This window comes from Roseiarcus sp. (assembly GCF_052145395.1).
In the GTDB taxonomy this organism is placed as follows: Bacteria; Pseudomonadota; Alphaproteobacteria; order Rhizobiales; family Beijerinckiaceae; genus Roseiarcus.
Genome location: NZ_JBKQOT010000153.1, coordinates 1 through 24,559 on the forward strand (window position 1 = coordinate 1; position 24,559 = coordinate 24,559).

Genomic DNA, 24,559 nt, shown 5'->3' on the forward strand with positions numbered 1-24,559 from the left:
AAAGCAAGCTCAAACAGAACGATGTAAACGGTAAATATCGCGGCCTTTGAAATTTTTCGATCGTCGCCGAAAAGTAACCACGCAATAAAAAAAATCGATGTGATCGAGAAAGCGACCGTAGAAAAGAATACAAAATTAATCGACAGCAGGAAATTCTCACATTGGACTAACGAAAAAATGGCGAGGCTGCTGATCAGCACGATGACGCCTTTGGCAAGCGGGCGGTCCTTAATGAGCGTAAACGCTAGGTAAAGAAAGTTTCCCAGCGTCATGAAGGCGAATAAGAGACTTAGGAGCTCAATATTCCTTTGATTGAAATGGTCAAATCGGGTGGAGGTCAAAAGTGCGACGACCAGAATCGCAGTCCGATTTTGATTGTGGGCCTTGAAAAACTCCGCAGGATCGAAATTTCCGGAAAGGAAACCGTCGATCATATGAATATAACCCCATGTATCGGAGAAAACCACATCGACAGAGGCTTGGCGCATGTCGAAGGCGGCGATGCCCACCGCAACTCCGACGACGAAGGTTGTCCAGGCAGCCAGCGGCCAAGATACTTCCGTTTGGCGAATCCAATGCGCTGCCGTCATTGATCCCCTCTGTTCGGCGCCGCATCATCGGCGGCCGCTTACTTTAGCGTCGCGTGAAAAAGCGCAGCGCAACCGGCTTTGTCGGATGTGCGTCTTTTTCATTTGTGACCGCAACGGATTTCCGATGGCTTCGTGATATTTCTTGTGCGCTCAGGCGTCGAGGGGCCGCCTCGGGTCGATTCGCCCCGGTTCGCCGAGCCTTCAGGTGAATAACCGCCAATTGCGCAATCCGGTCATCGACGTGGCGGCTTCGAATGAGCGCTTCCCGCCGTTGAGCGACACCGCCACGTTATTCCGCAAGCGGTAAGACGCATGGGCCGCTCTACGGCGCGCCGAGCGGGCAGCCGGCGGCGCCCGGCGGGCGGAACGCCTCGGCGGCCGGGATTTTTGCCACGACCGTCAAATAGTCCCACGGATATTTCGACTGGTCGGGCGACTTCACCTTCATCAGGTACCGGTCGTAGAGCACGCGGCCGTCGGGGCGGATGATCCCGTGTTCGGTGAAGACGTCGTGGATCGGCGCGGCGCGCATCGCTTCCGCAACCGCGCCCGTGTCGTCCGTTCCCGCTTTCGCGACGGCCTCGAGATAATGGCGGACGGCGGAATAGAGCGCGACCTGGTTGTCGTTCGGCATGCGGCCCCGAAGCGCGAAAAACCGCTTGGCGAAAGCGCGCGTGTCGTCGTTCAGGTCCCAGTACCAGGACTGCATGAAGGTGAGGTCGTGGGCCACGTCGAGGCCCAGCGCGTTGACGTCGCTGAGATAGGTGATCGGGGTCGCGAGATACTGCGCCGGGGCGAGATGGAATTCGCTCGCCTGCTTCAGCGCGTTCGAGAGATCGGCGCCGGTGATGGCGAACACGACCACCTTGGCCCCGGAGGCCTGCGCGGCGAGCAGATACGAGCTGAAATCGGCGGTGTTGAGCGGCGACCGCACGGAGCCTGCCACCGTCCCGCCGGCCTTGGCGATCGCATCGCGGGCGTCGGCCTCGAGCGAGGCGCCGAAGGCGTAGTCGGCGGTGATGAAGAAGAAGCTGTCGAGCTTCTGCTGAATGAGCAGCCGCATCAACGCGACGCCGTTCGACCAGTTGTCGGCGTTCCACTGGATTCCGTTCGGCGAGCAGGCCTTTCCGGTGAGATCCGAGGACGAGGCGGAGTCGAAGATGACGAGCCGGTTGCGCTCTTTCGCCAGCGCCTGGATCGCCAGCGCCACGCCGGAATTGGTGATGTCGAAAATCCCGCGGGCGTTGCGCTCGTCGTACCATTGGCGCGCAATCGCGAGCCCCACGTCGACCTTGTTCTGATGGTCGGCGACGAGGAGCTCGATCGGCTTGCCGAGGACGGCGCCGCCGAAGTCCTCGATCGCCATGCGCGCCATCTCCACCGACCCCGGGCCCGCGAGGTCCGCGTAGGGGCCCGACTCGTCGTTCATCACGCCGATGAGGAAGGAATCGGCGGCGCGCGCCGACATCGCCGCACCGAGCGTCGCGAGAAGGCAGATCACGAGGACGCGCAGACCCATGACGAACCTCCTCGGCGCCGTTTTCCGCATCGCTTGAGCGAGTTGCGCGCAAGCCCCGTCGGGCCGTCGACGATCGCGACCGTTAGGGGTCGGCCCGTGGGACGGCTGAGGCGCGGCCCCGAAGCGGGACGGGTTACATCGTCGCCGCTTTCAGGGCGTCGCTGGTGCATTTCTTGACGAACGACGTCTTGGCCGCGCCGGCGAGCTTCTTGTCGGTCGCTTGGCCCTCGCAGGCGGTCCGCTCGCACTTTGTCATGAAGCTGGTCTTGGCCGCGCCGGCGAGCTTCTTGTCCATCGACTGCGTCATGCAGGCGTCGTCGGCGAAAGCCAGCGTCGGCGCGCCGACGAGGCAGAGGGCGAGCGAGGCGAGCGCGAAGGTCTTGATCATCGGTTTATCTCCCCAGAATCAGGCCGTCTTCTGCGGCCGGGAAATGACCATATCCGGGTCGGCCGTGTCTGGCGAGGGGCGGCGCCGGCGGCAGGCCGAAGACGTGTTCGGGCGAGGGTCGACATTTTGCTCTTTTTGGCTGTTGATCGAGCAATTGGGACACCGCGTCATGGCCGCCCCAGATCACGAGTCCGGGGATGTCCCGGCCACTCACGCAAACACTGTCTCTTTTCGGTAGGCTCCTGATTGCGTTACATCATCTATAAGCGCGTTGTGAACGGCGCCTGCGCGACGTGGATGGCCGGGACGAGCCCGGACTGTGATCCGGGGACAGCCGTGACGGCTTCGGTAAGCCCGCTTCGATGTCCGCATGGGTCCCGCCAACAGCGAACGCTCTAAGAGCCCGACATTTTCTTTCGAGAATCAGAAACTCGTGCTAGCTTGAGACTTGCGCGACTTCAGGCCGGCGCCGTTTTGCGACGGCGTGGGTCGGATCTGCGTCGCCATCGCTGTTTGGATCGTTGAATACTGGAAGCGGCGCGCGCGAGGACGAGCGCCGCCCCCGCCCCCGCGACCCGAGCGTAGATTTCGCGAGCAATGCCGAAGCCGCACAACCCCCTGAAAAATCTAGAAAGGGCAATAGGAAGACCTTCCGGGAAGTTAGGATGGATTTGGGTTCGGCGCCTCATCGGCTCGGGATGCTCGTCGTTTGCGCTTGCGATTCCCATCCCGTTGGCGAGAGGCTGTCGCACCCGCTCCTCAACGCCGGGGAGATCTCGCGACTCGGATGTCGCGCGCCCCAGAGGGCGCCGGCCGGGTCCGACGGCGGTCATTCGTCTGGTCCTGACAGCGCATCCACTGGCAGCGAGGCTCCTGGGCGTTGCAAAGTGACAGGTTTCGGCGCCTAAGCCTTTGAGATCACAAGCGGCGCGCCAAAAGCGCAAGACCTGTCCATGCCGCTCGGATCGCGCCGCTCCGGCGCGAGGGCGGGACCGAAATGGCGCCATAACCCTCTGCAAAACCTCAAAACCGAGACGAAAATGGCAAGTCCGACGGGTCCGCCCTCCGTCGAAGCCTGCATGTCCGCCATTCCGTCGTCGCGACTGGCGCGTTCGGCGCCGGCCCGTTAGATTGACGGCTTCGAGGGCCGCTGCGACGCGATCCGAAAGAGCCGCGGGCGGCGATGAGACGCGTGATCGATTGGGTGTTGCTGGTTGTTGCGCTCGCCGCGCTGGGCGTCGGCGCCGCGGCGAAGACGGGTCGCCTGGCCCTGCCGGCGCCTGCGGTCGCTTTCGGTGTGGTCGCCGCGATCTGTGTCGCGCTGATCGCGATCCGAGCTCTCCCGCTTCGTATCCGCCGTCCGGTCGTGTTTCTTGTCACGCTTGCGCTGCTTGCCGCGATCACGGCCGGCCTCGCCTACTTCCAGTTCTTCATCAAGCCGACCATGGTCAGAGGCTTCATTTCGGCCGCCTTCGCGCCGAAGCCCACCGTTGTCTGGGCGCAGCCGGCGACGTACGAGCAATGGCCGCCGCAACTCAGCGCGATCGGCTCCCTGCGCGCCTATCAGGGCATCTTCATCGCTCCGCAGGTCGCGGGCGTGATCTCGGTCATCCACTTCGAGTCCGGCCAGGACGTGAAGGAGGGCGACCTGCTCATCAATCTCGACGACTCGGTTGAGCAGGCGGATCTCGCGGCCAACAAGGCGCAGCTGCTGAACGCCGACGCGACGCTTGTCCGGCAGAGGACCTTGGTGCAGGGCGGCAACACGCCGCAGGCGACGCTCGATTCGGCGCTTGCGGCGCGCGACAGCGCCGCGGCCTCGGTCCAGCGCACGCAGGCCATCATCGCGCAGAAGGCGATCCGGGCGCCGTTCAGCGGACGCATCGGCATCCGCAACGCCGATCTCGGCCAGTTCGCGGCGGTCGGGACGCCGCTCGCCACGCTCACTCAACTCGACCCGATCTACGCCGATTTCCCGGTGACCGAGGCGGCGCTGGCGACCCTTGCTGTCGGGCAGGAGGTGACGATGACGGTCGGCGGGGCGCCCGGCCAGATCTTTACCGGCAAGATCAAGGCGATCGACGCCCGCGTCAGCGCCGATTCACGCAACGTCACGATCCGCGCAGAGTTCGCCAATCCCGACCGCCGCCTCCTGCCGGGCATGTTCGCCAACCTGACCGTCACGACTGGCGCGCCGGCCCGGGTGCTGACCCTGCCGCGCACCGCGATCGTCTACAGCCTCTACGGCGACAACGTCTTCGTCGTCGTCCCGGCGCCGAAGCCCGAGCCTGGCGGCGCGGGCTCGGGCGCGCCGGCGACGGGCGGCGGACTTAAGGTCGAGCGGCGCTTCGTGCGGCTCGGCGCCACCCGCGGCGAGCGCATCGCCATCGCCGAAGGCGTGAAGGAGGGCGAGCAGGTGGTCGCCGCTGGCCAGATCAAGCTGCAGGCCAACATGCCCGTTACGCTCGACGAACGTCCCGCCCTCCCGCTGCCGGCTCAGACGCCGCTCCAATGAGCTGAGCGCCGATGAACGCCTTCACCGATCTCTTCATCCGCCGTCCAGTGCTGGCGAGCGTCGTGAGCCTGCTGATTCTGCTCATCGGGCTGATGGCCGGGTTCAAGTTGCAGGTCCGCCAGTTCCCGCAAACCTCGAACACGACGATCACCATCACGACGACCTACCCGGGCGCGGCGGCGGACGTCATAAAGGGCTTCATAACGACGCCGATCGAGCAGGCGGTGGCGAGCGCGGAAGGCATCGACACGCTCGTCTCCGCCTCGCAGCAAAACGTCTCGACCATCACGCTCAACTTACGGCTCGACGCCAATCCCGACCGCGCGATGGCGGACACGCTGTCGAAGGTCAATCAGGTGCGCGGGCTTCTGCCGCGCGAGGCCAACGATCCCGTGGTCGTCAAGCAGACGGGCCAGGGCTTCGCGCTCATGTACATGAGCTTCAATTCCGCGGTGATGACGCCCTCGCAGATCACCGACTATCTCACGCGCGTCGTCCAGCCGCGCCTGCAGACGGTGGACGGCGTCGCCAACGCTCAGATACTCGGCGGTCAGGCGTTCGCGATGCGCATCTGGCTCGACCCGATCCGCATGGCCGCGCAGGGGGTCACGCCGAACGACGTGCGTGCGGCGCTCGCGGCCAACAATTTCACCACCGCGGCCGGCGAGGTGAAGAGCGACTATACCCAGATCAGCGTGAACGCGCTGACTTCGCTCGACAGCCCGAAGACCTTCAGCGAGATGGTGATCGCGACCCACGGCGACGCCCTGGTGAGGCTCGGCGACGTCTCGCTGAAGATCGAACTCGGGCCGCAGACGTCAGACACCTCCTCGGTGTTCGACGGGCTCAAGGCTGTGTTCATCGGCATCTATGGCACGCCCGAGGCCAATCCGCTGACCGTGATCGACGGCGTCAACGCCCTCATGCCGAGCATTCAGCAACAGCTGCCGCCCGGCATGAACGCGACGATTGCATACGATTCGACAAAGTTCATCCGCGCCTCGATCTACGAGGTCGCCAAGACGCTGATCGAAGCGGCGATCATCGTCATCGTCGTGATCTTTCTGTTCCTCGGCAACCTGCGCTCGACCTTCATTCCGATCGTGACCATCCCGCTATCGCTGATCGGGGTGATGATCGCGCTGCTCGGCCTCGGCTATTCGATCAACCTTCTGACGCTGCTCGCGCTCGTGCTCGGCATCGGTCTCGTCGTCGACGACGCGATCGTCGTGGTCGAAAACATCCATCGCCACATCGAGGGCGGCATGACGCCGTTCGACGCGGCGATCCGAGGCGCCCACGAAATCGCGTTGCCGGTCGTCGCGATGACGATCACGCTGGCCGCCGTCTACGCGCCGATCGGTTTCGTCGCGGGCGTGACGGGTGCGCTGTTCCGCGAATTCGCCTTCACGCTTGCCGGCTCGGTCGTGGTTTCCGGCTTTATTGCGCTGACGCTTTCGCCGATGATGTGCTCGAAGCTCCTTCGTCACGACCAGAACCAGGGCTGGTTCGGCCGCTTCGTCGATCGGGCGTTCGACCGCCTGCGCCAAGCCTATCAGCGGCGGCTGAATTCGACGCTCAATTTTCGCGCGCTGACAGCGCTGGTCCTGGTCGGCATCCTTGCGCTGACGGCCGTCATGTATCTTTCGACACCGCGGGAACTCGCGCCCGAGGAAGATCAGGGCTTCCTGCTGACCCTCGTCAAGATCCCGCAGATCGGCAACCTCGACTACACCGAGACAGCGACGAAGCGGCTGATCGAGGAGATCAGGGACGTGTCGGAGATGGCGCATTCCTTCGTCATCAACGGCTCCGCCGGCGTGCGCCAGGCTTTCGCAGGCATCATCCTCAAGAATTGGGACGAACGCCAACGCACCCAGAAGCAGGTGCTCGCCGACCTCAGCCCCCGGTTCCTCAAAGTGCCTCAGGCGCAGGTTCAGGCCTTCTCCCCGCCGGCGCTGCCTGGCTCGACCGGCGGCGCGCCGATGCAATTCGTCATTCGGACCACCGGCGATTACCAGACGCTCGCCGACGTCGCGCAGAAGATGCAGGACGCCGCTCGGCAGAGCGGGCTTTTCCTGTTCACCGACGTCGACCTCAAGTTCGATACGCCGCAATTCGTGTTCAAGGTCGACGCCGACAAGGCCAACAGCATGGGCATCAACATGGCCGATGTCGGCAATGCGCTCGCCACGATGCTTGGCGGCAATTACATCAATTTGTTCAGCCTTTATGGGCGCAGCTATCAGGTCATCCCGCAGGCGCCGCGCGAGTTCCGGCTGACGCCCGACTGGCTCACGCGCTACCAGCTTCGCACGCGCAACGGCGAGCTTGCGCCGCTCTCGGCGGTTGCGACCGTATCGGACGAAGTCCAGCCGAATGCGCTGACGAGCTTCCAGCAACTCAACTCGGCGACGATTTCCGGCGTGCCGTTTCCGGGCCGCACGCTCGGCGAGGCGCTCGATTTCCTGAAGGAGAAGTCGAAGGAGATCTTCCCGGAAGGCTACTCCTACGACTTCAACGGCGATTCGCGTCAGTACGAGCAGGAAGGCAACGCGCTGGTTTACGTTTTCCTCTTCGCGCTGATCGTCATCTATCTGGTGCTCGCGGCGCAGTACGAGAGCTTCCGGGATCCGCTGATCATCCTCATCGCGCTGCCGACGGCGCTGTTCGGCGCGCTTCTCCCGCTCAATGTCGGGGGCTTCCTCGGGTTCGCCAGCATCAACATCTATTCGCAGATCGGGCTCGTGACGCTCATTGGCCTGATCTCCAAGCACGGCATCCTGATGGTCGATTTTGCCAATCGCATGCAGGAGCATGGCGGCATGTCGCGGCGAGAAGCAATCGAGCATGCCGCGGCCGTGCGGCTGCGCCCTATCCTGATGACGACGGCGGCGATGGTCGTCGGCGTGATACCGCTCATTGTCGCGTCGGGTGCGGGGGCCGCGTCGCGCTTCAACATCGGGCTCACCATTTTCGCCGGGATGGCGATCGGTACCATGTTCACGCTGTTCGTGACGCCAATGGTCTATACGTTCCTTGCCCGCGATCATGCCGCGGCGATTGCGCGCGAGCGGGCGGCCGGTCATCTGGCTTCCGACTTCGACGCGACGGAGGCGCCGTGAGCGCCGACTGCGGAGGGTCGAGCGACCTAAAGATTTGGCGTCCGCATCCAGCCTCTGGCCCATGCGACCAGCCGGGCGGACTGGCCCTCGGCCATTGCACGGCTGGGCAGGACGACCGGCGCTCCTTCCCGACCCCAAAGATACACGAGGCCGCCGGTCTCCTCGGCCTCCCGGCAATCGGCGAAGTCCAGCCGACGCGATTCCCCGCCGCTGGTCTGGACCACCGCGTTTGCGTCGAACGTCGTCGTCACCGGGCCGGACAGAAAACGCTCGACCTCGGCGCGTCCCTTGTTCCGGGCTCGCCAGATGCTTCGGTGGGTCGTGAGCCGCTGGATCATGAATGCTGCGGCGGCGATGAGAAAGGCGGCCTCTCCAGCCCGACGGCTGATGAGGCCGGTCAGCGCGAGAATTGCGGCGAACAGAAGCGCGAGGATGAACGCCGCGACCGGCGCGTGATGGCGTGCCGTCAGCCTTCCGCCCAAAGCCTCGCGCAATCCGTAACGCGAGGCAACGGCCTCGATTTCGGCGGGGGCCAGCGTGATAATGTAGGGGCCGAAGGATTCGGGCGCGGCGACCATCAAGGCTCGCCGGGCGCCTTCGCCTCGAGGGCGAGCGCGTGTAGGCCATCGGCGAATTCCGCCGGGAGGAGGTCGTAAACCAAACGATGTCGCGCGACCCGGCTCAAGCCCGTGAATTTCGGCGAAACGATCGTCACCCGGTAATGCGTTCCGCCGCCTCCGCGCGCATGACCCGGGTTGCCGCGGACGCCGGCGTGGCCTGCGTGGCGGTCCGATTCGTCGACGATGGCGAGTTTCTCCGGCTTGAGCGCATCCGTCAAACGCGCGACAATTCTTTCCTGCATCGTCATGCTTTCGCTCTCCCATTCGCCGGCCGGAGACACTAGATAACGCACGTCGGTGTCCGGCAGAACGTGTTTTTCACCGCGGTCAGCATCGAAGGGGGCCGCGTGCGAAGGAGGAATTGGGGCTTGCCCGACGACGACCACGCTCATAAACGTCATGACATGAATCTGAACTCGCCTCTGTTCGATCGCATTCGGGTCAAACCGGCCAGGAGCGCTCCGGAAAAGCCGAACGCCAAGATCCCTTGCAGCCATCCCGGTTGCCAGGAGGAGGGGGTTTTTCGCGCGCCAAAAGGCCGGGATCGCGAAGGGGAATATTTCTCGTTCTGCAAGGACCATGTGCGCGAATACAACGCGACCTACGACTATTTCCGCGGCATGGACGACGAGTCGATGGCCAAGTTCCGCAAAGACGACGCGATCGGCCACCGGCCGACCTGGAAGCTCGGCGATCGGGCGGCGGCGAGCCATGTCGACGAAACGGTGTTCGCCGAGGCGCGAGCCTCGCGCCGGCGAGGCGTGCGCGGCAAGGCGCCCCAAACCGAGCCGCCACAGCGGTACAACGCGCTCGCGCTGAAGGCTCTGATGACCCTCGAACTGGACGGTCAGGCGACGCAAGCCAGGATCAAGACGCGCTACAAGGATCTGGTCAAACGTCATCATCCTGACGCCAATGGCGGCGACCGGTCCTCTGAAGGCAAATTGCGCGAGATCATCCAGGCCTATAACTATCTGCGAGCCAACAAGCTGGTTTGACGCGCAGAACCCTGTCAGCCTGCAGGCTCAAAGGGACGGCTTTTGCCGCGGACCGGATTTGGTTAAGAGAGAGCCGCTCCTTCCTATGGAGGTCGGAGCGTGGAGGATCGATGAATTCGAGAGAGACGCCGGCGCCAGCCGAGCCCACGCCTGGTCTGCCTGATACGCACGTATCTGTGCGGAAGGCTTTCGGCATTGATTCGGACATGGAAGCGCCGGCCTACAGCGAGACCGACGAGCATGTGCCCGATCTCGATCCCGACTATCTGTTCGATCGCGAGACGACGCTCGCGATCCTGGCGGGCTTCGCCTACAACCGCCGTGTCATGATCACCGGCTATCATGGCACCGGCAAATCCACGCACATCGAGCAGGTCGCCGCGCGGCTCAACTGGCCCTGCGTCCGTATCAACCTCGACAGCCACGTCTCGCGCATCGATCTCGTCGGCAAGGACGCGATCGTGCTGAAGGACGGCAAGCAGATCACTGAGTTTCGCGATGGCATGCTGCCATGGGCGCTGCAGAACAACATTGCGCTGTGTTTCGACGAGTACGACGCGGGCCGTCCCGACGTCATGTTCGTCATTCAGCGCGTGCTGGAAGTGTCGGGGAAGCTGACGCTGCTCGACCAGCGCCGTGTCATCCGCCCGCATCCAGCGTTCCGGCTGTTCTCCACCGCCAACACGGTCGGCCTCGGCGACACGTCGGGTCTCTATCATGGCACGCAGCAGATCAACCAGGGCCAGATGGACCGCTGGTCGATCGTGGCGACGCTGAACTACCTGCCGCACGACAAGGAGGTGGACATCGTTCTGGCGAAGTCGCCCGCCCACCGCGCGCGCAAGGACGGCCGCGACGTCATCAACAAGATGGTGCGGGTGGCGGACCTGACCCGCAACGCCTTCATCAATGGCGACCTGTCGACGGTCATGAGCCCGCGCACCGTGATCACCTGGGCCGAGAACGCCGATATCTTCAAGGACGTCGGCTTCGCCTTCCGCCTGACCTTCCTCAACAAGTGCGACGAAATCGAGCGCACCCTGGTCGCCGAGTTCTACCAGCGCTGCTTCGGACAGGAGCTCCCCGAGAGCGCCCTCAACGTCGCGCTGAGTTGAGGACAGGGCCAAGAGGGCCGTCCGGTCCGTTCGTCGGATAGTCGTATTGCGGCGAGCCGACGGTCCGGACAGTTTCACGCGGAGCGCCCGATGAATCTGACGCGCCGCCGGCCCGCCGGAACCGAAGTCGAATCCGCAATTGGACCTTGACCCATGCGCGTCCTCGCGATTTCCGGCAGCCTTCGCAAGGGCTCCACCAACACGGCGGCTCTGGAGGCGCTCGCGCGCCTTGCCCCTGAGAACGTGCGGGTGCTTGTCTACCAGGACCTCGCCAAGCTGCCGCCTTACAACCCCGACGACGACGTCGAGGATTCGTCCAAGCCCGAGACGGTCCAGGCGCTTCGCGCCATGATCGGGGCCTGCGACGCTGTCGTCATCGCCGCGCCCGAATACGCCCATGGCGTGCCCGGCGTATTCAAGAACGCGCTCGACTGGCTGGTGTCGAGCGAGACCTTCGCCGGCAAAAGGGTCGTGCTGATCAACGCCTCGCCGCGCGCCTACCACGCCCAAGCGGACCTGCGCGAGATCCTTTCCACCATGGCCGCGCGCTTTCTGGCGGACGCGTTCATTACCCTGCCGCTGACGGGCAAGGCGACCAGCGCTGACGAGATCGCCGCCGACCCCACATGCGCGCGGCGGCTCGGCCATGTCCTCGACGCGCTGATCGCGGCCTCGCAGGAACCCTGAGCCTGCCGCCATTGCGCGCCGGCGCGCTTTTGGCCTAAGGGGTCGGAATGCAGCGCGACCTCGTCCTCATCGTCGACTTCGGATCCCAGGTCACGCAGCTCATCGCCAGGCGCGTGCGCGAAGCCGGCGTCTATTGCGAGATCCACCCGTTCAGCAAGGCGGCCGAGGCGTTCGAGCGCCTCAAGCCCAAGGCGGTGATCTTTTCCGGCGGCCCGGCGTCGGTCCCGGAAGCCGGCAGCCCGCGCGCGCCCGAGACGATCTTCAAAGCGGGGGTCCCGATCCTCGCCATCTGCTACGGCCAGCAGACGCTGGCGGAACAACTCGGCGGCAAGGTCGAGAGCGGACACGCCGCCGAGTTCGGCCGCGCGGACGTGGAGATTCTGGAGACGAACGCCCTGTTCGACGGCGTCTGGGAGGAGGGCGGGCGCTATCCGGTGTGGATGAGCCACGGCGACCGGGTGACCCGCCTGCCCGAGGGCTTCCGGGTCTACGCCGTGTCCGAGAACGCGCCCTACGCCGTCGCCGCCGACGAGACGCGCCGCTACTACACGACGATGTTCCACCCCGAGGTCGTTCACACGCCGGACGGGGCGAAGCTGATCGCCAACTTCCTCCATAAGGTCGCGGGCCTCAAAGGCGACTGGACCATGGCCGCCTTCCGCGCCGAGGAGATTGCCCGCATCCGCGGAGAGGTCGGCAAGGCCCGAGTCCTCTGCGGCCTTTCGGGCGGGGTCGATTCGGCGGTCGCGGCGGTGCTGATCCACGAGGCGGTCGGCGACCAGCTGACGTGCGTCTTCGTCGATCACGGCCTCCTGCGCCAGGGCGAGGCGGAGCAGGTGGTGAGCCTGTTCCGCGGCCATTTCAACATCCCGCTCGTCCACGTCGATGCGGCGGACGCTTTCTTGAGCGCGCTCGAAGGGCTCGACGAGCCGGAGGCCAAGCGCAAGACCATCGGCAAGCTGTTCATCGACACGTTCGAGACCGAGGCGCGGCGCATCGCCAGCGACGGCCGCGGCCCGGTCGAGTTTCTGGCGCAGGGGACTCTCTACCCCGACGTGATCGAGAGCGTCTCCTTCACTGGCGGCCCCTCGGTCACGATCAAGAGCCATCACAACGTCGGCGGCCTGCCCGAGCGGATGCGGATGAAGCTCGTCGAGCCGCTGCGCGAGCTGTTCAAGGACGAGGTCCGGGCCCTGGGGCGCGAGCTCGGCCTGCCCGAGCCCTTTGTCGGCCGCCACCCGTTTCCCGGCCCCGGCCTCGCCATCCGCTGTCCCGGCGGGGTGACTCGGGAGAAGCTCGACATCTTGCGCAAGGCCGACGCCATCTACCTCGAGGAGATCCGCAAGGCCGGCCTCTACGACAAGATCTGGCAGGCCTTCGCCGTGCTCCTGCCGGTGCGGACCGTCGGCGTCATGGGCGACGGGCGCACCTACGATTCTGTCGTGGCGCTGCGCGCGGTGACCTCGGTCGACGGCATGACCGCCGACTTCTACCCCTACGACATGGCCTTTCTGGCCCGCACCGCGACCCGGATCATCAACGAGGTCAAGGGGATCAACCGGGTCGTCTACGACGTGACCTCGAAGCCGCCCGGCACCATCGAGTGGGAGTAGGAGCCCGCGCAGTCCTGGCAAGGCGCGGGCGATTTCAACGGCTTGGGCGCCGCTTTCTGTCCCTTCGTCACGTTTGCGGCCTATAGCCGCGATCGCTGATCGCGGCTGACGCGGTCATCGACGCGTCACCAGGGCGGACGCAATCGACGCGACGAGCCATCGGACTCGAGTAAGGGACTTCGCGCCTGTCATTTGCAACTCCGACTCGAGCCTTTTCAGAGGCTTGCGGCGGTTTTTCCGATCCGCAGACGCGCCGCAGTCGCAACGGCGGGGACGAGGTTCGACCGTCATTGCGGACGGAGCCGCGAACCCAAGCGCACGGGGCGCCGAACCCAAGCCGAAGCGGCGCCGACCCCAAATCCATGCCAAGTCTCTGCAAGACCTGCCCATTGCCATTTCGAGTGCTTCCAAGGGCTTGCGACGCCGCTGCAGCACGCGCAAGCGCTTGGCCGTTGCAGCGTCGCTCTTGGGGGTCGTCCGAAACGACAGAGCGAGCAAGCTGTGCCCGCGCAGGACGGGAGAGGGATCGTGCGGAAGCGTGCTCGGCCATCTCTGAACCCTAGCACGGTTTCTGGTTTTCGGAAATATTATTCATGAAATTCGGAATCATCACGCTCCCCATTCGGCGAGGCTCGGGGTCATCACGCGCCTGTTGCGCTCGTGGAAGTCGGTTGTCTCCATCAGAGCGAACCGCGGCCCCATGAGCGCGGCGGCGCGTCTACGCCTTCATGGCGACCTCGGTTCGATTCTTCGCCTTCAACTTCTTCATGACATTGCTCACGTGGACTTTCACCGTGCTTTCACACATATTGAGCTCGTAGGCGATGACCTTATTCGACTTGCCTTCCTTGATCCCTCTCACGACCGACTGTTCGCGGACAGTGAGAACGCCGACCGGCTGGAGCGCCTTCTGGGGCGAAGGTCCGAGGGAATCCGCCGCGAAAAGATGGTCCGAGGGGGCATAAGTCCCGCCGACCAGAACGAAACGGATCGCCTCAACCGCGATGTCGAGTCCCATCGTGAGCGGAATGTATCTCTTCGCGCCGTGTCGGATGGCGGCGCGAGCCAGCTCGACGTCGTTCGTCGAAGCCAGGATGACAACCGGGCGGCGTGACACACCCTCCGCCAGGTCCTTGAGTGCGCTCGCCCACGCCTCCCGGCTGGCCTCTATCAAGGACAGGACGACGAGAGCGGCTGAGGCAGCGCGAGGATGCTCCCCGAGTTCCGACAACGACGAAAACGTGACGACTGGAACCGAGAACGCCGAATGTATGCTGCGCCCCATGCACTCCCTCAGGAACAGGCGGCTTTCGACCAACGCGACAAAAGTATCGGCAGTCACGGCAGTCACGTGATCATGATTTATGGGTACGTCGTCAGGAGTGGTGTCAAGCATTGCATGAATCCCCGCCGGAGCAAACGTAGGCTCTAGCATTGACGTTCTTGCCGTTTCCATTTTAATTCATTAAATTATATTAATTCGCTTCAATGACCATAAGGCTGGCGTGACCGTCTGGCGTGACGACGTCCTGAGGCTGGCGAACCGATCGTGCTCCGGGAATCCGAGCGCCTGTTCCGCTGCCCGGCGGGCCGCCGGCCCAACGACCATGCGGGGCTGACTGAACCGGCGCTGTGACGTGCGGACCTCTGTCAGCGCGCGCTCGCGCGCTCGGCGTGAGCGCGGAACGCTCGATCGTGTTGTCTGAGAGGTCGCGCACGCTCCAGACGTCGAGCGCGACGAAGCGCCCGCGCGGGACGCGATGGGCGACGGGATCACCATCAGTCCGTGTCCGGCGCCGACGTCGAGCACAGTCTCGTCGCCACGACGATCGTCCGCTCGCGGCAATCGGCGCGGGCGGGCGAACGCCCTTCTGTCGACAGCCTATAGCGTCGGATGAGGAAAATTGACTCCTTACGCCGCGCGAGCCTCGGCGCGCCGGTCGGGCGGTCGCGCGGGCGGGGCGGGCTTCGTCCCGTCTTCTCCGTCGGCGCGCTCACCCCCGTTCGCGCCGGTCTGGTGGAGGATGCGGGCGCGCGAGTCGGTGAAGCCGATCAGGCCGGCGTCGGCGAGGCGGCTCAGGGTCTCCCAGGCAGAGCGATCGAGGATTTCCGTCGGGGGCGTCGAGGCGGCAAGCCGCGTCCGCTCGGCCGCGATGCCCGAGGAGTCGGCGTCGAGGACGAGGAACAGGCGCTCCGCGCGAAGCTCGGCGTGAACGAGGCCGGCGCCGTGACGCGCCTTCATCTCCTCGACCAGCGCCTCTTCTGGCGGCAGCGTCCGGATCCGGATCGGTTCGCCCTTGCCGAGCATCTGCTGCATGCGCTCGATCGTCGCTGCGCGGCCGGAGGGCAGCGCGAGGGCGGAGAAGTCCGCCGTCCCATCGAGCACGCCGTCGGCGAGCGTCCGCTTGTGGGCGAGGAGATGCAGAATCGAATGCTCGATGGAATTCTCGGTGACAAAATTGACCACCGTCACCGCATTCTTCTGGCCCTTGCGCCAGGCCCGCGCGATGCGCTGCTCGAGTTTCGCCGGGTTCCACGGCAGATCGAGATTGATGACCGCGCTGGCCATCTGGAGGTTGAGGCCGGTCGCGCCGGCGTCCGAGGTCAGGAACAGCCGGCAGTCCGGGTCCTCGCGGAAGCGGGCGATCTCGGCCCGGCGCTTGAGCTGGGGCACGTCGCCGGTATGCCACGCGTGATCGAAGCCCATCTCGCGCGAAAGACCGCGCACGAGGTCGAGCATTTTCACCCATTCCGAGAAGACAATGACCTTGCGCCCGGGTTCCTCGAACAGCTCGCCGAGCACGCCTTCGAGCTCTTCGAGCTTGGGACAGACGCGGCATTCGGGATCGAGGATCGCCGGCGTGTCGCAGATCATGCGCATGCAGGCGAGATACTGCTGCAGGCGGTCGAACTCCTCCTTCGTCAGCGGCCGGCGCTGCGCGATGGAGGCAAGCCGGCGGGCCAAATATTCGTAGTCGCCGTAGCGCTTGGCCTGCTCCTCCGCCATCGGGACGAAGTACGTCTTTTCGATGCGGCCCGGAAGCTCGTCCTCGACGTCGCGCTTGCGCCTCCGCAGCATGACGCCGCCGAGGCGCCGATGCATCTGGTCGAGGTTCTTGTAGCCTGCCGGCCGTCCGCGCTCGTCGAGTTCATAGAAGTCCCGGTTGAAGCGGAACAGCGGGCCGAAAATCTCGGGATCGAGATATTGGACGATTGAATAGGTCTCGTCGATCCGGTTCTCCAGCGGCGTGCCGGTGAGGACGAAGGCGTAGGGCGAGACGAGCGATTTCACCCGCCGCGCCGTTTTGGTCTGCCAGTTCTTGATGCGCTGGGCCTCGTCGAGAATGACCACGTCGGGCTTGAGAAAACGGTTGATGTCGTCGGCGTCGCGCACCACCTGCTCGTAATTGACCAGGGTGAAGAAGGCGGGCGCCGGATCCTGATAGAGCTTCAGCCGCTGTGGATAAAGCCCGGCGACAAAGCGCGTCGTCCGGTCGGCGAAGCGGGCGATCTGCTCCTCCCATTCGGCCTTGACGGAGGTCGGCGAGACGACGAGCACGCGTTCGATCCCCTTCTCGCGCGCAAGAATCTCACAGGCGGCGATGGCCTGCACGGTCTTGCCGAGACCCATCTCGTCCGCCAGTAGCGCCCGTTCGTTGAAGGCGAGGTGCGCCGCGCCCTGTCGCTGGTAGGGCAGGAGCGGGAGCTTGACGACGTTGAAGCCATCGCCATTCGACTGGGCCGCCGCGAGAAATTTCTGCCGCGCCGTCTCGCGCGCCGCGAGCCTTTTGGCGCGCTCGATCCAGGGCCCGAGATGGCGCGAGATGCGGATTCCGGCGGGCGCGGCCGACGCCGCCTTCTCGAACAGAACCGCAAGGAGATCCGGATCGGAAGTCAGCGCGCCATCCGCTCCGAGGTAGGGATGGAGAAAAGCACGTTGATCAGGGGTCGACACGGGTATGTTGATGGCGGGGGCCAGATCGCCCTCACGCGCAAGGAAAATTTCCACGCGTGGCGAGCCTTGGACCGCGGCCGCCTTGAAGGCTCGCGCGCCGAGCTTCTTCCTGAGCGCCGCGAGCACGCCCTCGATATGCTTGCAGGTCCCGAGACCGTTGACGCGATGGTCGACGCAGCCGCAGGAATTGATGCGGCCAACAAGATCGCGGATCTCGACGTCGTAGGAGCCGCCTGTCGTCGAGCGCACCCGAAACGCGCCGAAGGGGCCGAACTGCGGCTCCAGCGCCTCGATCTTCGCGAGGTCGGCCTGTCCTCGCCACTGGCGAAGCCGAATTTCGTCGTCATCGCTGGTCTTCCAGCCGAGGATCTGCGGTTTCTCAAGGACCTTACGAGCCTTGCTGGTTTTTTTCGTCATGGCCGGACCTTCGGCGAATCAAGGGAGGATGTAACCGGTAGCGTGACGGAAAGGCGCGGTTCTGGCGAGAGGATCGACGCGCTTGTCGACAGCTTCCGGAAATGTCCGGTTCGGGAGCGCGCACGGACGCGAGGCCAGACGCCGATCGGAAGACTGGACGTCGAGCGCGCTCGCCAGCTAAGCCGAGCCGCCGGCTGCGCTTTTCTCATCGCGTCGCTCGCTGCGCCCTCGGCCGCCGCGGCGGCCGTCAGCGTCATCGCCCTCCAGCCGCTACCTCAGCGACCGGTTGATTGCGGCGAGCGCTTTCGGGCCGGGGCAGAGCTCGGCCTCGGTCAGCGCGTTCAGCGGGCGCGTGGTCGTGCCGAGCGTGTCGTGCAGCTCGTCGACGTCCTTGTCGAGATAGAGGAGCCCGGTCGGGATCTCGCCGGTCTCGCGGCAGTTCTCGAGCATGGTCAGCGCCTCGCCGCGGTTGGAGAAATCGTGCTCGGCGTCGAGCTTGCGCAGGTGGATGGTCGAGCCGTCGTGGAGCGTCACGGCCTGGGCCGCGCCCTCGGCGTAGTCGATCTCGATCGCCTCGCGCCCCGTTATGAAGTCGAGGGCGTTGACCGCGATGTTGTGCTCGCGCACGTAGTCGTAGCTCTTCGTCGAGCCTTCGTGGTTGTTGAACGTGACGCAGGGCGAGATCACGTCGATGAAGGCCGCGCCACGATGCTGGAACGCCGCCTTGAGCAGCGGCACGAGCTGGGCCTTGTCGCCCGAGAAGCTGCGCGCGACGAAGGTCGCGCCGAGCTGGATGGCGACGGCCGCGAGGTCGATCGGCGAGTCTTCGGCGTGCACGCCCTTCTTGCTCTTCGAGCCGCGGTCGGCGGTCGCGGAGAACTGGCCCTTGGTCAGGCCGTACACGCCGTTGTTCTCGACGATGTAGACCATGCGCACGCCTCGGCGCATGACGTGGCAGAACTGGCCGAGGCCGATCGACGCGGTGTCGCCGTCGCCTGAGACGCCGAGATAGATGAGGTCGCGGTTGGCGAGATAGGCGCCCGTCAGCACCGAGGGCATCCGGCCGTGCACCGAGTTGAAGCCGTGACTCTGGCCGAGCATGTAGGTCGGCGTCTTCGATGAGCATCCGATGCCGCTGAGCTTGGCGACCCGGTGCGGCGGCACCGCCAGCTCGAAGCAGGCGTGCATGATCGCCGACGTGATCGAATCGTGGCCGCAGCCGGCGCAGAGCGTCGACATCGACCCTTCGTAGTCGCGCCGGGTGAAGCCGAGCGCGTTGGTCGGAATCGAGGGATGCCGGAACTTCGGCTTGCCTTGGAAGGTCATGTCACGTCCTCGAGGATCAGCGGAGCGGCGGCGGGTCTGAGTCGCCCGATGATGGCGTCGGCGATGAAGCGCGCCGTGATTGGGGCGCCGCCGTAATGGAGGATCGACGTCAGCTTTGCCGGATCGAGCGATAGGTCGCTCGCCATCAGCGTGCGCATCTGCGCGTCGCGGTTCTGCTCGACGACGAACACGCGCTCGTGCGCCCGCACGAAGTCGGCGATCTCGGGCGATAGCGGAAAAGCGCGGATGCGCAGGGCGTCCGCGGCCAGGCCCGCCTCCGCGAGCAGGGCGAGGGCCTCGTCCATCGGGGCCGAGGTCGAGCCGTAATAGACGACGCCGATCGGGCTCGGCGACGACGCGGGCCTCACGACCGGCTGCGGGACGAGCTTGCGCGCCGTTTCGAACTTGAGCGCGAGGCGCTCCATGTTGTCCACATAAGGAGCGGGGTCTTCGGTGTAGCGCGCGTAGCGGTCGCGGCTGGTGCCGCGGGTGAAATAAGCGCCGAGGGTCGGATGCCCGCCCGGCAGCGTGCGGTAGGGCACGCCGTCGCCGTCGACGTCCTTGTAGCGGCCGAACTCGGCGATCTCCTCGAGCTGTGTGGAGCTGAGCACCTTGCCGCGGTCGTAAGTCCGCTCGCCGTCCCACTGGAAGGGCGCCGAAAGATGCGAGTTCATGCCGATGTCGAGGTCAAGCATGACGAATACCGGCGTCTGCAGCCGCTCGGCGAGGTCGAAGGCCTCAGCGGAGAATTCGAACGCCTCGCCGGGGCCGTCGGGAATGAGCAGCACGTGCTTGGTGTCGCCGTGCGAGGCGAAGGCGCAGATGAGGAGGTCGGACTGCTGCGTGCGCGTCGGCATGCCCGTCGAAGGCCCGCCGCGCTGCACGTCGATCACGACCACGGGAACCTCGGCGAAGTAGGCGAGGCCGAAGAACTCCTGCATCAGCGACACGCCGGGGCCGGAGGTGGCGGTGAAGGCGCGCGCGCCGTTCCAACCCGCCCCGACCACCATGCCGATCGCCGCAATCTCGTCCTCCGCCTGAACGATGGCGACGTTTTTCTTGCCGGTCGCGGAGTCGATCCGGTAGCGGCCGCACAGGCGCTCGAAGGCCTCGGCGACCGAGGTCGAGGGCGTGATCGGATACCAGGCGCAGACCGTCGCCCCGCCGTAGAGCGCGCCGAGCGCGGCGGCATAGTTGCCTTCGACGAGGATGCGGTCGCCGACCGCCTTGCTGCGCTGGACGCGGATGCCGAGTGGGCAGGCGAAGCGAATCTGAGCGTCCTCATAGCCGAGGCGCAAGGCGCGGCCGTTGGCTTCGATCAGCTTCTCCTTGCCCTTGAACCGCTCGGCGATCAGCTCTTCGAGCACGGCGAAGTCGATGTCGAGCAGCGCCGCCAGGGCGCCGACATAGACCATGTTGCGGTAGAGCTGGCGCTGGCGCGGCTCGTGATAGTGCGCGGCGCAGATTTCGGTCAGCGGCATGCCGAGCACGGCGATGTCGCCGCGCGTCATGGTCGTCGGCAGCGGGCGGGTGGAGTCGTAGAAGAGGTAGCCGCCGGGGGCGAGCGCTGCGACGTCCTGGGCGAAGGTCTGCGGGTTCATCGCCACCAGCATGTCGGCGCCGCCGCCTCTCGCTCCGAGCCATCCGCGCTCGCTCACCCGCACCTCGTACCAGGTCGGCAGGCCCTGGATGTTGGACGGGAAGATGTTGCGCGGCGCGATCGGCGCGCCCATGCGCAGGATCGACCGCGCGAACAAAAGATTGGCGCTTGCGGAGCCGGAGCCGTTCACATTGGCGAAACGGATCACGAAATCGTTGATGGCTTCGATCGGCATGACTGTCCCGCTTGCGCGATGTCGAGAGAAAACTTCTGCATGTCCCAGGCGCCGGTCGGACAGCGGTCGGCGCACAGGCCGCAGTGCAGGCACAGGTCCTCGTCCTTGACCATGACGCGCAGGCTCTTCACCGGTTCGGAGACGAGGATCGCCTGATCGAGATTGACCGCAGGCGCGTTCAGCGACCGGCGCAGTTCGTCCTCCGGTCCGTTCGGCACGAAGGAGATGCAGTCGATCGGGCAGATGTCGACGCAGGCGTCGCATTCGATGCAGGCCGGGGCGGAGAACACGGTCTGCACGTCGCAGTTGAGGCAGCGCCGCGCCTCGCCGAGCGCCTGCTCGAGGGTGAAGCCGAGCTCGACCTCGGTGCGCAGGTTGCGGAGCGCCGCGGCGCGCTCGACCTGCGGCACGACATGGCGGCGGTCGACCGTGATGGCGTGATCGTAGGACCACTCGTGCAGGCCCATCTTCTGGCTGACGAGATTGGTCATCGGCGGCGGACGAACGCGCGCATCGCGCCCCTGGCAATAGGCGTCGATCGAGATTGCCGCCTCGTGGCCGTGCGCCACCGCGGTGATGATGTTCTTGGGCCCGAAAGCCGCATCGCCGCCGAAGAACACGCCGGGGAGGCTCGAGGCGAAGGTCACCGGATCGACCTGCGGATGCCCGTTGCGGTTGAGCTTCATGCCGAGGTCCGCCTCGATCCAGGGAAAAGCGTTCTCCTGCCCGACGGCGATCAGCACATCGTCGCAGGGGATATGGACGTCCGGCTCGCCGGTCGGGACGAGCTGGCGGCGGCCGCGCTCGTCCTTCTCGGGCTTCACCTTCTCGAACACGACGCCGGTGAGCTTGCCGGACTCGTGGGTGAAGGCCTTGGGCGTGAGCCAGTTCAAAATCTCGACGCCCTCGTGGACCGCGTCTTCCTTCTCCCAAGGCGAAGCCTTCATCTCGGCGTAGCCCGAGCGCACGACGACCTTGACCTCCTGGCCGCCGAGCCGGCGGGCGCTGCGGCAGCAGTCCATCGCGGTATTGCCGCCGCCGAACACCACAACGCGGTTCCCGATCTTGTGGGTATGGCCGAAGAACACGCTCGCCAGCCACTCGATGCCGATGCGGATGTTGCGCGACGCCTCGCCCCGGCCGGGAATGTCGAGGTCGCGCCCGTGCGGCGCGCCGCAGCCGACGAAGATCGCGTCATAGCCATCCGCGAGCAGCGCCTTGAGGCTGGTGATGCGCCGGGCGGCGATGAAAGTTCCGCCGGTCGACAGCGCATAGCCGACTTCCTCGTCGATCACCTCGTCCGGCAGGCGGAACTTCGGGATCTGGCTGCGCATCATGCCGCCGGCGCGCGAGTCGGAATCGAACACCACCACCTCGTAGCCGATGGCGGCGAGGTCGCGGGCGACGGTGAGCGAGGCGGGGCCGGCGCCGACGCAGGCGACCCGCTTGTCGTTGCGTTCGTCGGGCGCCTTGGGCAGGAGGCCCGCGACCTCCTCCTTGCGGTCGGCGGCGACGCGCTTCAATCGGCAGATGGCGACGGGCTGCTCTTCCAGGCGTCCGCGTCGGCAGGCCGGCTCGCACGGGCGGTCGCAGGTGCGCCCGAGGATGCCGGGGAAGACGTTCGACTTCCAGTTGATGAGGTACGCGCCCCGATAATCGCCCTGGGCGATGCGGCGAATGTACTCCGGCACCGGCGTGTGGGCCGGACAGGCCCATTGGCAATCGACGATCTTGTGGAAGTAGTCCGGATTCTTGACGTCAGTCGCCTGCACGACCCCGCATCCTCCCCGCTCGCCCCATCCCCGAAGCTTAAACCCTACTCATACGCCGATTCTCGGGCAATGATTGCAAAAACGCCTTCACAATCGTGAAAGGCGGCAAAGCGCCGCGGACGCGCTCACGGCATGCCGCCGAGCTTGTCGATGATGAGGTCGGCGAGCTCGCCGCCGGGCGACCTGGCGCTGAAGGCGTCGAGCAGAGCCTTCCGCTTGTCGACGAAGCCTCCCGGCGTCTCGATCATGTAGGCGTCGAAGATCTGCTGGAAATGGACGAGCCCGTCGGGAACGCTAGCGTCGCTTTTTGCAAGGTCGACAAGTTCGTCCGCATAACGTTTGGCGGTCGTCATGGGTTCTCCTGGTTCGACGGACGCCCGACGCGGCGCAGCGGGCCCCTTCCGTCTTTGCCACAATCGGCATAAAAGGCGCGCCGACCTCAACCTTCCCCCATTCGCGCCGAGAAACCGGCCCCGGAGACGTTCATGGCCAAGGCCCGCACGCTGTACGACAAGATTTGGGACGATCATGTCATCGAGACGACGGGCGGCTCGAGCCTCATCTACATCGACCGCCATCTCGTCCACGAGGTGACGAGTCCGCAGGCCTTCGAAGGCCTGCGCATGGCGGGCCGAAGAGTGCGCGCGCCGGAAAAGACGCTCGCCGTCGTCGACCACAACATCCAGACGACCGACCGCAGCCACGGGATCGCCGACCCGGAAAGCCGCCAGCAGGTCGAGACGCTCGCCGCCAACGCCAAGGAGTTCGGCATCGAATATTACGACGAGTTCGACCGGCGTCAGGGCGTCGTGCATATCATCGGGCCGGAGCAGGGCTTTACGCTGCCGGGCACGACCATCGTATGCGGCGACAGCCACACCTCGACCCATGGCGCCTTCGGGGCGCTGGCCCACGGCATCGGCACCTCCGAGGTCGAGCATGTGCTCGCGACCCAGACGCTGATCCAGTCCAAGGCCAAGAACATGCGGGTCCGCGTCGACGGCGCGCTGCCCGAGGGTGTCACGGCCAAGGACATCATTCTGGCCATCATTGGCGAGATTGGCACGGCGGGCGGCACCGGCCACGTCATCGAATATTGCGGCCCGGCGATCGAGGCGCTCTCGATGGAAGGCCGCATGACGGTCGGCCACAGGTCGATCGAGGGCGGCGCGCGCGCCGGCATGGTGGCGCCGGACGCGAAGACGTTCGAATACCTCAAGGACCGACCGAAGTCGCCCAAGGGCCCCTTGTGGGATCAGGCGCTGGCCTATTGGGAGACGCTGCGCACGGACGACGGCGCCCACTTCGACGCCGAGGTCCGGCTGAATGCGGCCGAACTGCCGCCGATCGTCACCTGGGGCACGAGCCCGCAGGACGTCGCAACGATCATGGGGCGCGTGCCGCGCGTCGAGGACGCGGCGAGCGAGCAGAAGCGCGCCTCGATCCAGCGCGCCCTCGACTACATGGGTCTCAAGGGCGGCGAGAAGATTGCGGACCTCGCAATCGACCGGGTCTTCATCGGCTCCTGCACCAACGGCCGCATCGAGGATTTGCGCGCCGCGGCGAAGATCGCGGAAGGGCGGAGAGTGAGCGAGCGGGTCAACGCCATGGTTGTTCCGGGCTCGGGCCTGGTGAAGGCCCAGGCCGAGGCCGAGGGGCTCGACAAGATTTTCCTTGCCGCCGGCTTCGAGTGGCGGGAGCCCGGCTGCTCGATGTGCCTCGCCATGAACCCGGACAAACTCGCGCCCGGCGAGCGCTGCGCCTCGACCTCGAACCGCAATTTTGAAGGCCGCCGGGGCTACAAGGGCCGCACGCATCTCGTTTCGCCCGCGATGGCGGCGGCCGCGGCGATCGCGGGGCGGTTCGTGGACGTGAGGACTTGGCGGTAGCGACCAAAGACCGCAGCGACCGATCAGCTTGCGACGGACCTCCCCCAGCCAAGGACGATTGATGATCGACGATCTCAAGAAAACCAACCTCCTCTTGGAAAAGCTGAAGACAGTTATTCCGATTGAAGCGAGGCTCTCACAAGGCCTCAAACGATTGTTGGCGGAAAAGTCTCCGGGGATACCTATTCCGGAAAT

17 protein-coding genes and 1 pseudogene are annotated in these 24,559 nt (G+C 65.4%); 7 read left to right on the top strand and 11 right to left on the bottom strand.

The genetic code is table 11. The annotated features are described in order from the left end of the window. From ACLP25_RS05285 to ACLP25_RS05295, 3 genes and pseudogenes are all read right to left on the bottom strand, one after another. A pseudogene (locus ACLP25_RS05285) lies at positions 1-590 on the bottom strand (hypothetical protein); the annotation flags it as partial. Positions 591-912: 322 nt separating this feature from the next. Further along, positions 913-2,103 (bottom strand): ABC transporter substrate-binding protein, encoded by a 1,191-nt coding sequence (locus ACLP25_RS05290; protein WP_442468195.1) that lies wholly within the window; start codon positions 2,101-2,103, stop codon positions 913-915. A 139-nt stretch (positions 2,104-2,242) separates the two neighbouring features. Continuing rightward, positions 2,243-2,497: a hypothetical protein gene (locus ACLP25_RS05295; protein ID WP_442468179.1), complete on the bottom strand. Its 255-nt coding sequence runs from the start codon at positions 2,495-2,497 to the stop codon at positions 2,243-2,245. 1,183 nt (positions 2,498-3,680) lie between these two features. On the opposite strand from ACLP25_RS05295, the gene ACLP25_RS05300 reads away from it, so the two are divergent. Both ACLP25_RS05300 and ACLP25_RS05305 read left to right on the top strand, forming a co-directional pair. Continuing rightward, positions 3,681-5,012 (top strand): efflux RND transporter periplasmic adaptor subunit, encoded by a 1,332-nt coding sequence (locus ACLP25_RS05300; protein ID WP_442468180.1) that lies wholly within the window; start codon positions 3,681-3,683, stop codon positions 5,010-5,012. Between the two features lie 11 nt (positions 5,013-5,023). Further along, positions 5,024-8,137, top strand: a complete 3,114-nt coding sequence (locus ACLP25_RS05305; protein ID WP_442468181.1) for an efflux RND transporter permease subunit — start codon at positions 5,024-5,026, stop codon at positions 8,135-8,137. Between the two features lie 26 nt (positions 8,138-8,163). Here ACLP25_RS05305 and ACLP25_RS05310 read toward each other — a convergent pair whose 3' ends face one another. Then, the gene (locus ACLP25_RS05310) at positions 8,164-8,715 is read right to left on the bottom strand and encodes a hypothetical protein (RefSeq protein ID WP_442468182.1); all 552 of its coding nucleotides are present in this window, start codon (positions 8,713-8,715) and stop codon (positions 8,164-8,166) included. After that, a complete protein-coding gene (locus tag ACLP25_RS05315) occupies positions 8,715-9,005 on the bottom strand; it encodes a BolA family protein (RefSeq protein ID WP_442468183.1) in 291 nt (96 codons plus the stop codon). The genes ACLP25_RS05310 and ACLP25_RS05315 overlap by 1 nt, the downstream gene beginning before the upstream one ends. 120 nt (positions 9,006-9,125) lie before the next feature. Between ACLP25_RS05315 and ACLP25_RS05320 the strand changes: the two genes are divergently transcribed. The 4 genes from ACLP25_RS05320 (at position 9,126) to guaA (ending at position 13,170) form a co-directional block, all read left to right on the top strand. Beyond that, positions 9,126-9,755 (top strand): DnaJ domain-containing protein, encoded by a 630-nt coding sequence (locus ACLP25_RS05320; RefSeq protein ID WP_442468184.1) that lies wholly within the window; start codon positions 9,126-9,128, stop codon positions 9,753-9,755. A gap of 110 nt (positions 9,756-9,865) precedes the next feature. Beyond that, a complete protein-coding gene (gene cobS, locus ACLP25_RS05325; protein WP_442468185.1) occupies positions 9,866-10,870 on the top strand; it encodes a cobaltochelatase subunit CobS in 1,005 nt (334 codons plus the stop codon). 153 nt (positions 10,871-11,023) lie between these two features. Further along, a complete protein-coding gene (locus ACLP25_RS05330; protein ID WP_442468186.1) occupies positions 11,024-11,557 on the top strand; it encodes an NADPH-dependent FMN reductase in 534 nt (177 codons plus the stop codon). Positions 11,558-11,604: 47 nt separating this feature from the next. Beyond that, a complete protein-coding gene (gene guaA, locus ACLP25_RS05335; protein WP_442468187.1) occupies positions 11,605-13,170 on the top strand; it encodes a glutamine-hydrolyzing GMP synthase in 1,566 nt (521 codons plus the stop codon). A gap of 718 nt (positions 13,171-13,888) precedes the next feature. Here guaA and ACLP25_RS05340 read toward each other — a convergent pair. From ACLP25_RS05340 to ACLP25_RS05365, 6 genes are all read right to left on the bottom strand, one after another. After that, positions 13,889-14,512, bottom strand: a complete 624-nt coding sequence (locus ACLP25_RS05340; RefSeq protein ID WP_442468188.1) for a LuxR C-terminal-related transcriptional regulator — start codon at positions 14,510-14,512, stop codon at positions 13,889-13,891. Between the two features lie 570 nt (positions 14,513-15,082). Continuing rightward, on the bottom strand, positions 15,083-17,542 hold the full coding sequence (locus ACLP25_RS05345; RefSeq protein WP_442468189.1) for a DEAD/DEAH box helicase: 2,460 nt from the start codon (positions 17,540-17,542) through the stop codon (positions 15,083-15,085). A 270-nt stretch (positions 17,543-17,812) separates the two neighbouring features. After that, entirely contained in the window at positions 17,813-18,868 is a 1,056-nt protein-coding gene (locus tag ACLP25_RS05350; RefSeq protein ID WP_442468190.1) for a 2-oxoacid:ferredoxin oxidoreductase subunit beta, read from the bottom strand. Beyond that, positions 18,865-20,703 (bottom strand): 2-oxoacid:acceptor oxidoreductase subunit alpha, encoded by a 1,839-nt coding sequence (locus tag ACLP25_RS05355; RefSeq protein WP_442468191.1) that lies wholly within the window; start codon positions 20,701-20,703, stop codon positions 18,865-18,867. Before ACLP25_RS05355 ends, ACLP25_RS05350 begins: the two co-directional genes overlap by 4 nt. Further along, positions 20,673-22,475 (bottom strand): FAD-dependent oxidoreductase, encoded by a 1,803-nt coding sequence (locus ACLP25_RS05360; protein WP_442468192.1) that lies wholly within the window; start codon positions 22,473-22,475, stop codon positions 20,673-20,675. The genes ACLP25_RS05355 and ACLP25_RS05360 overlap by 31 nt, the downstream gene beginning before the upstream one ends. A gap of 125 nt (positions 22,476-22,600) precedes the next feature. Then, a complete protein-coding gene (locus ACLP25_RS05365) occupies positions 22,601-22,828 on the bottom strand; it encodes a hypothetical protein (RefSeq protein ID WP_442468193.1) in 228 nt (75 codons plus the stop codon). Between the two features lie 132 nt (positions 22,829-22,960). On the opposite strand from ACLP25_RS05365, the gene leuC reads away from it, so the two are divergent. After that, positions 22,961-24,364, top strand: a complete 1,404-nt coding sequence (gene leuC / locus ACLP25_RS05370; RefSeq protein WP_442468194.1) for a 3-isopropylmalate dehydratase large subunit — start codon at positions 22,961-22,963, stop codon at positions 24,362-24,364. Positions 24,365-24,559: the final 195 nt, after the last annotated feature.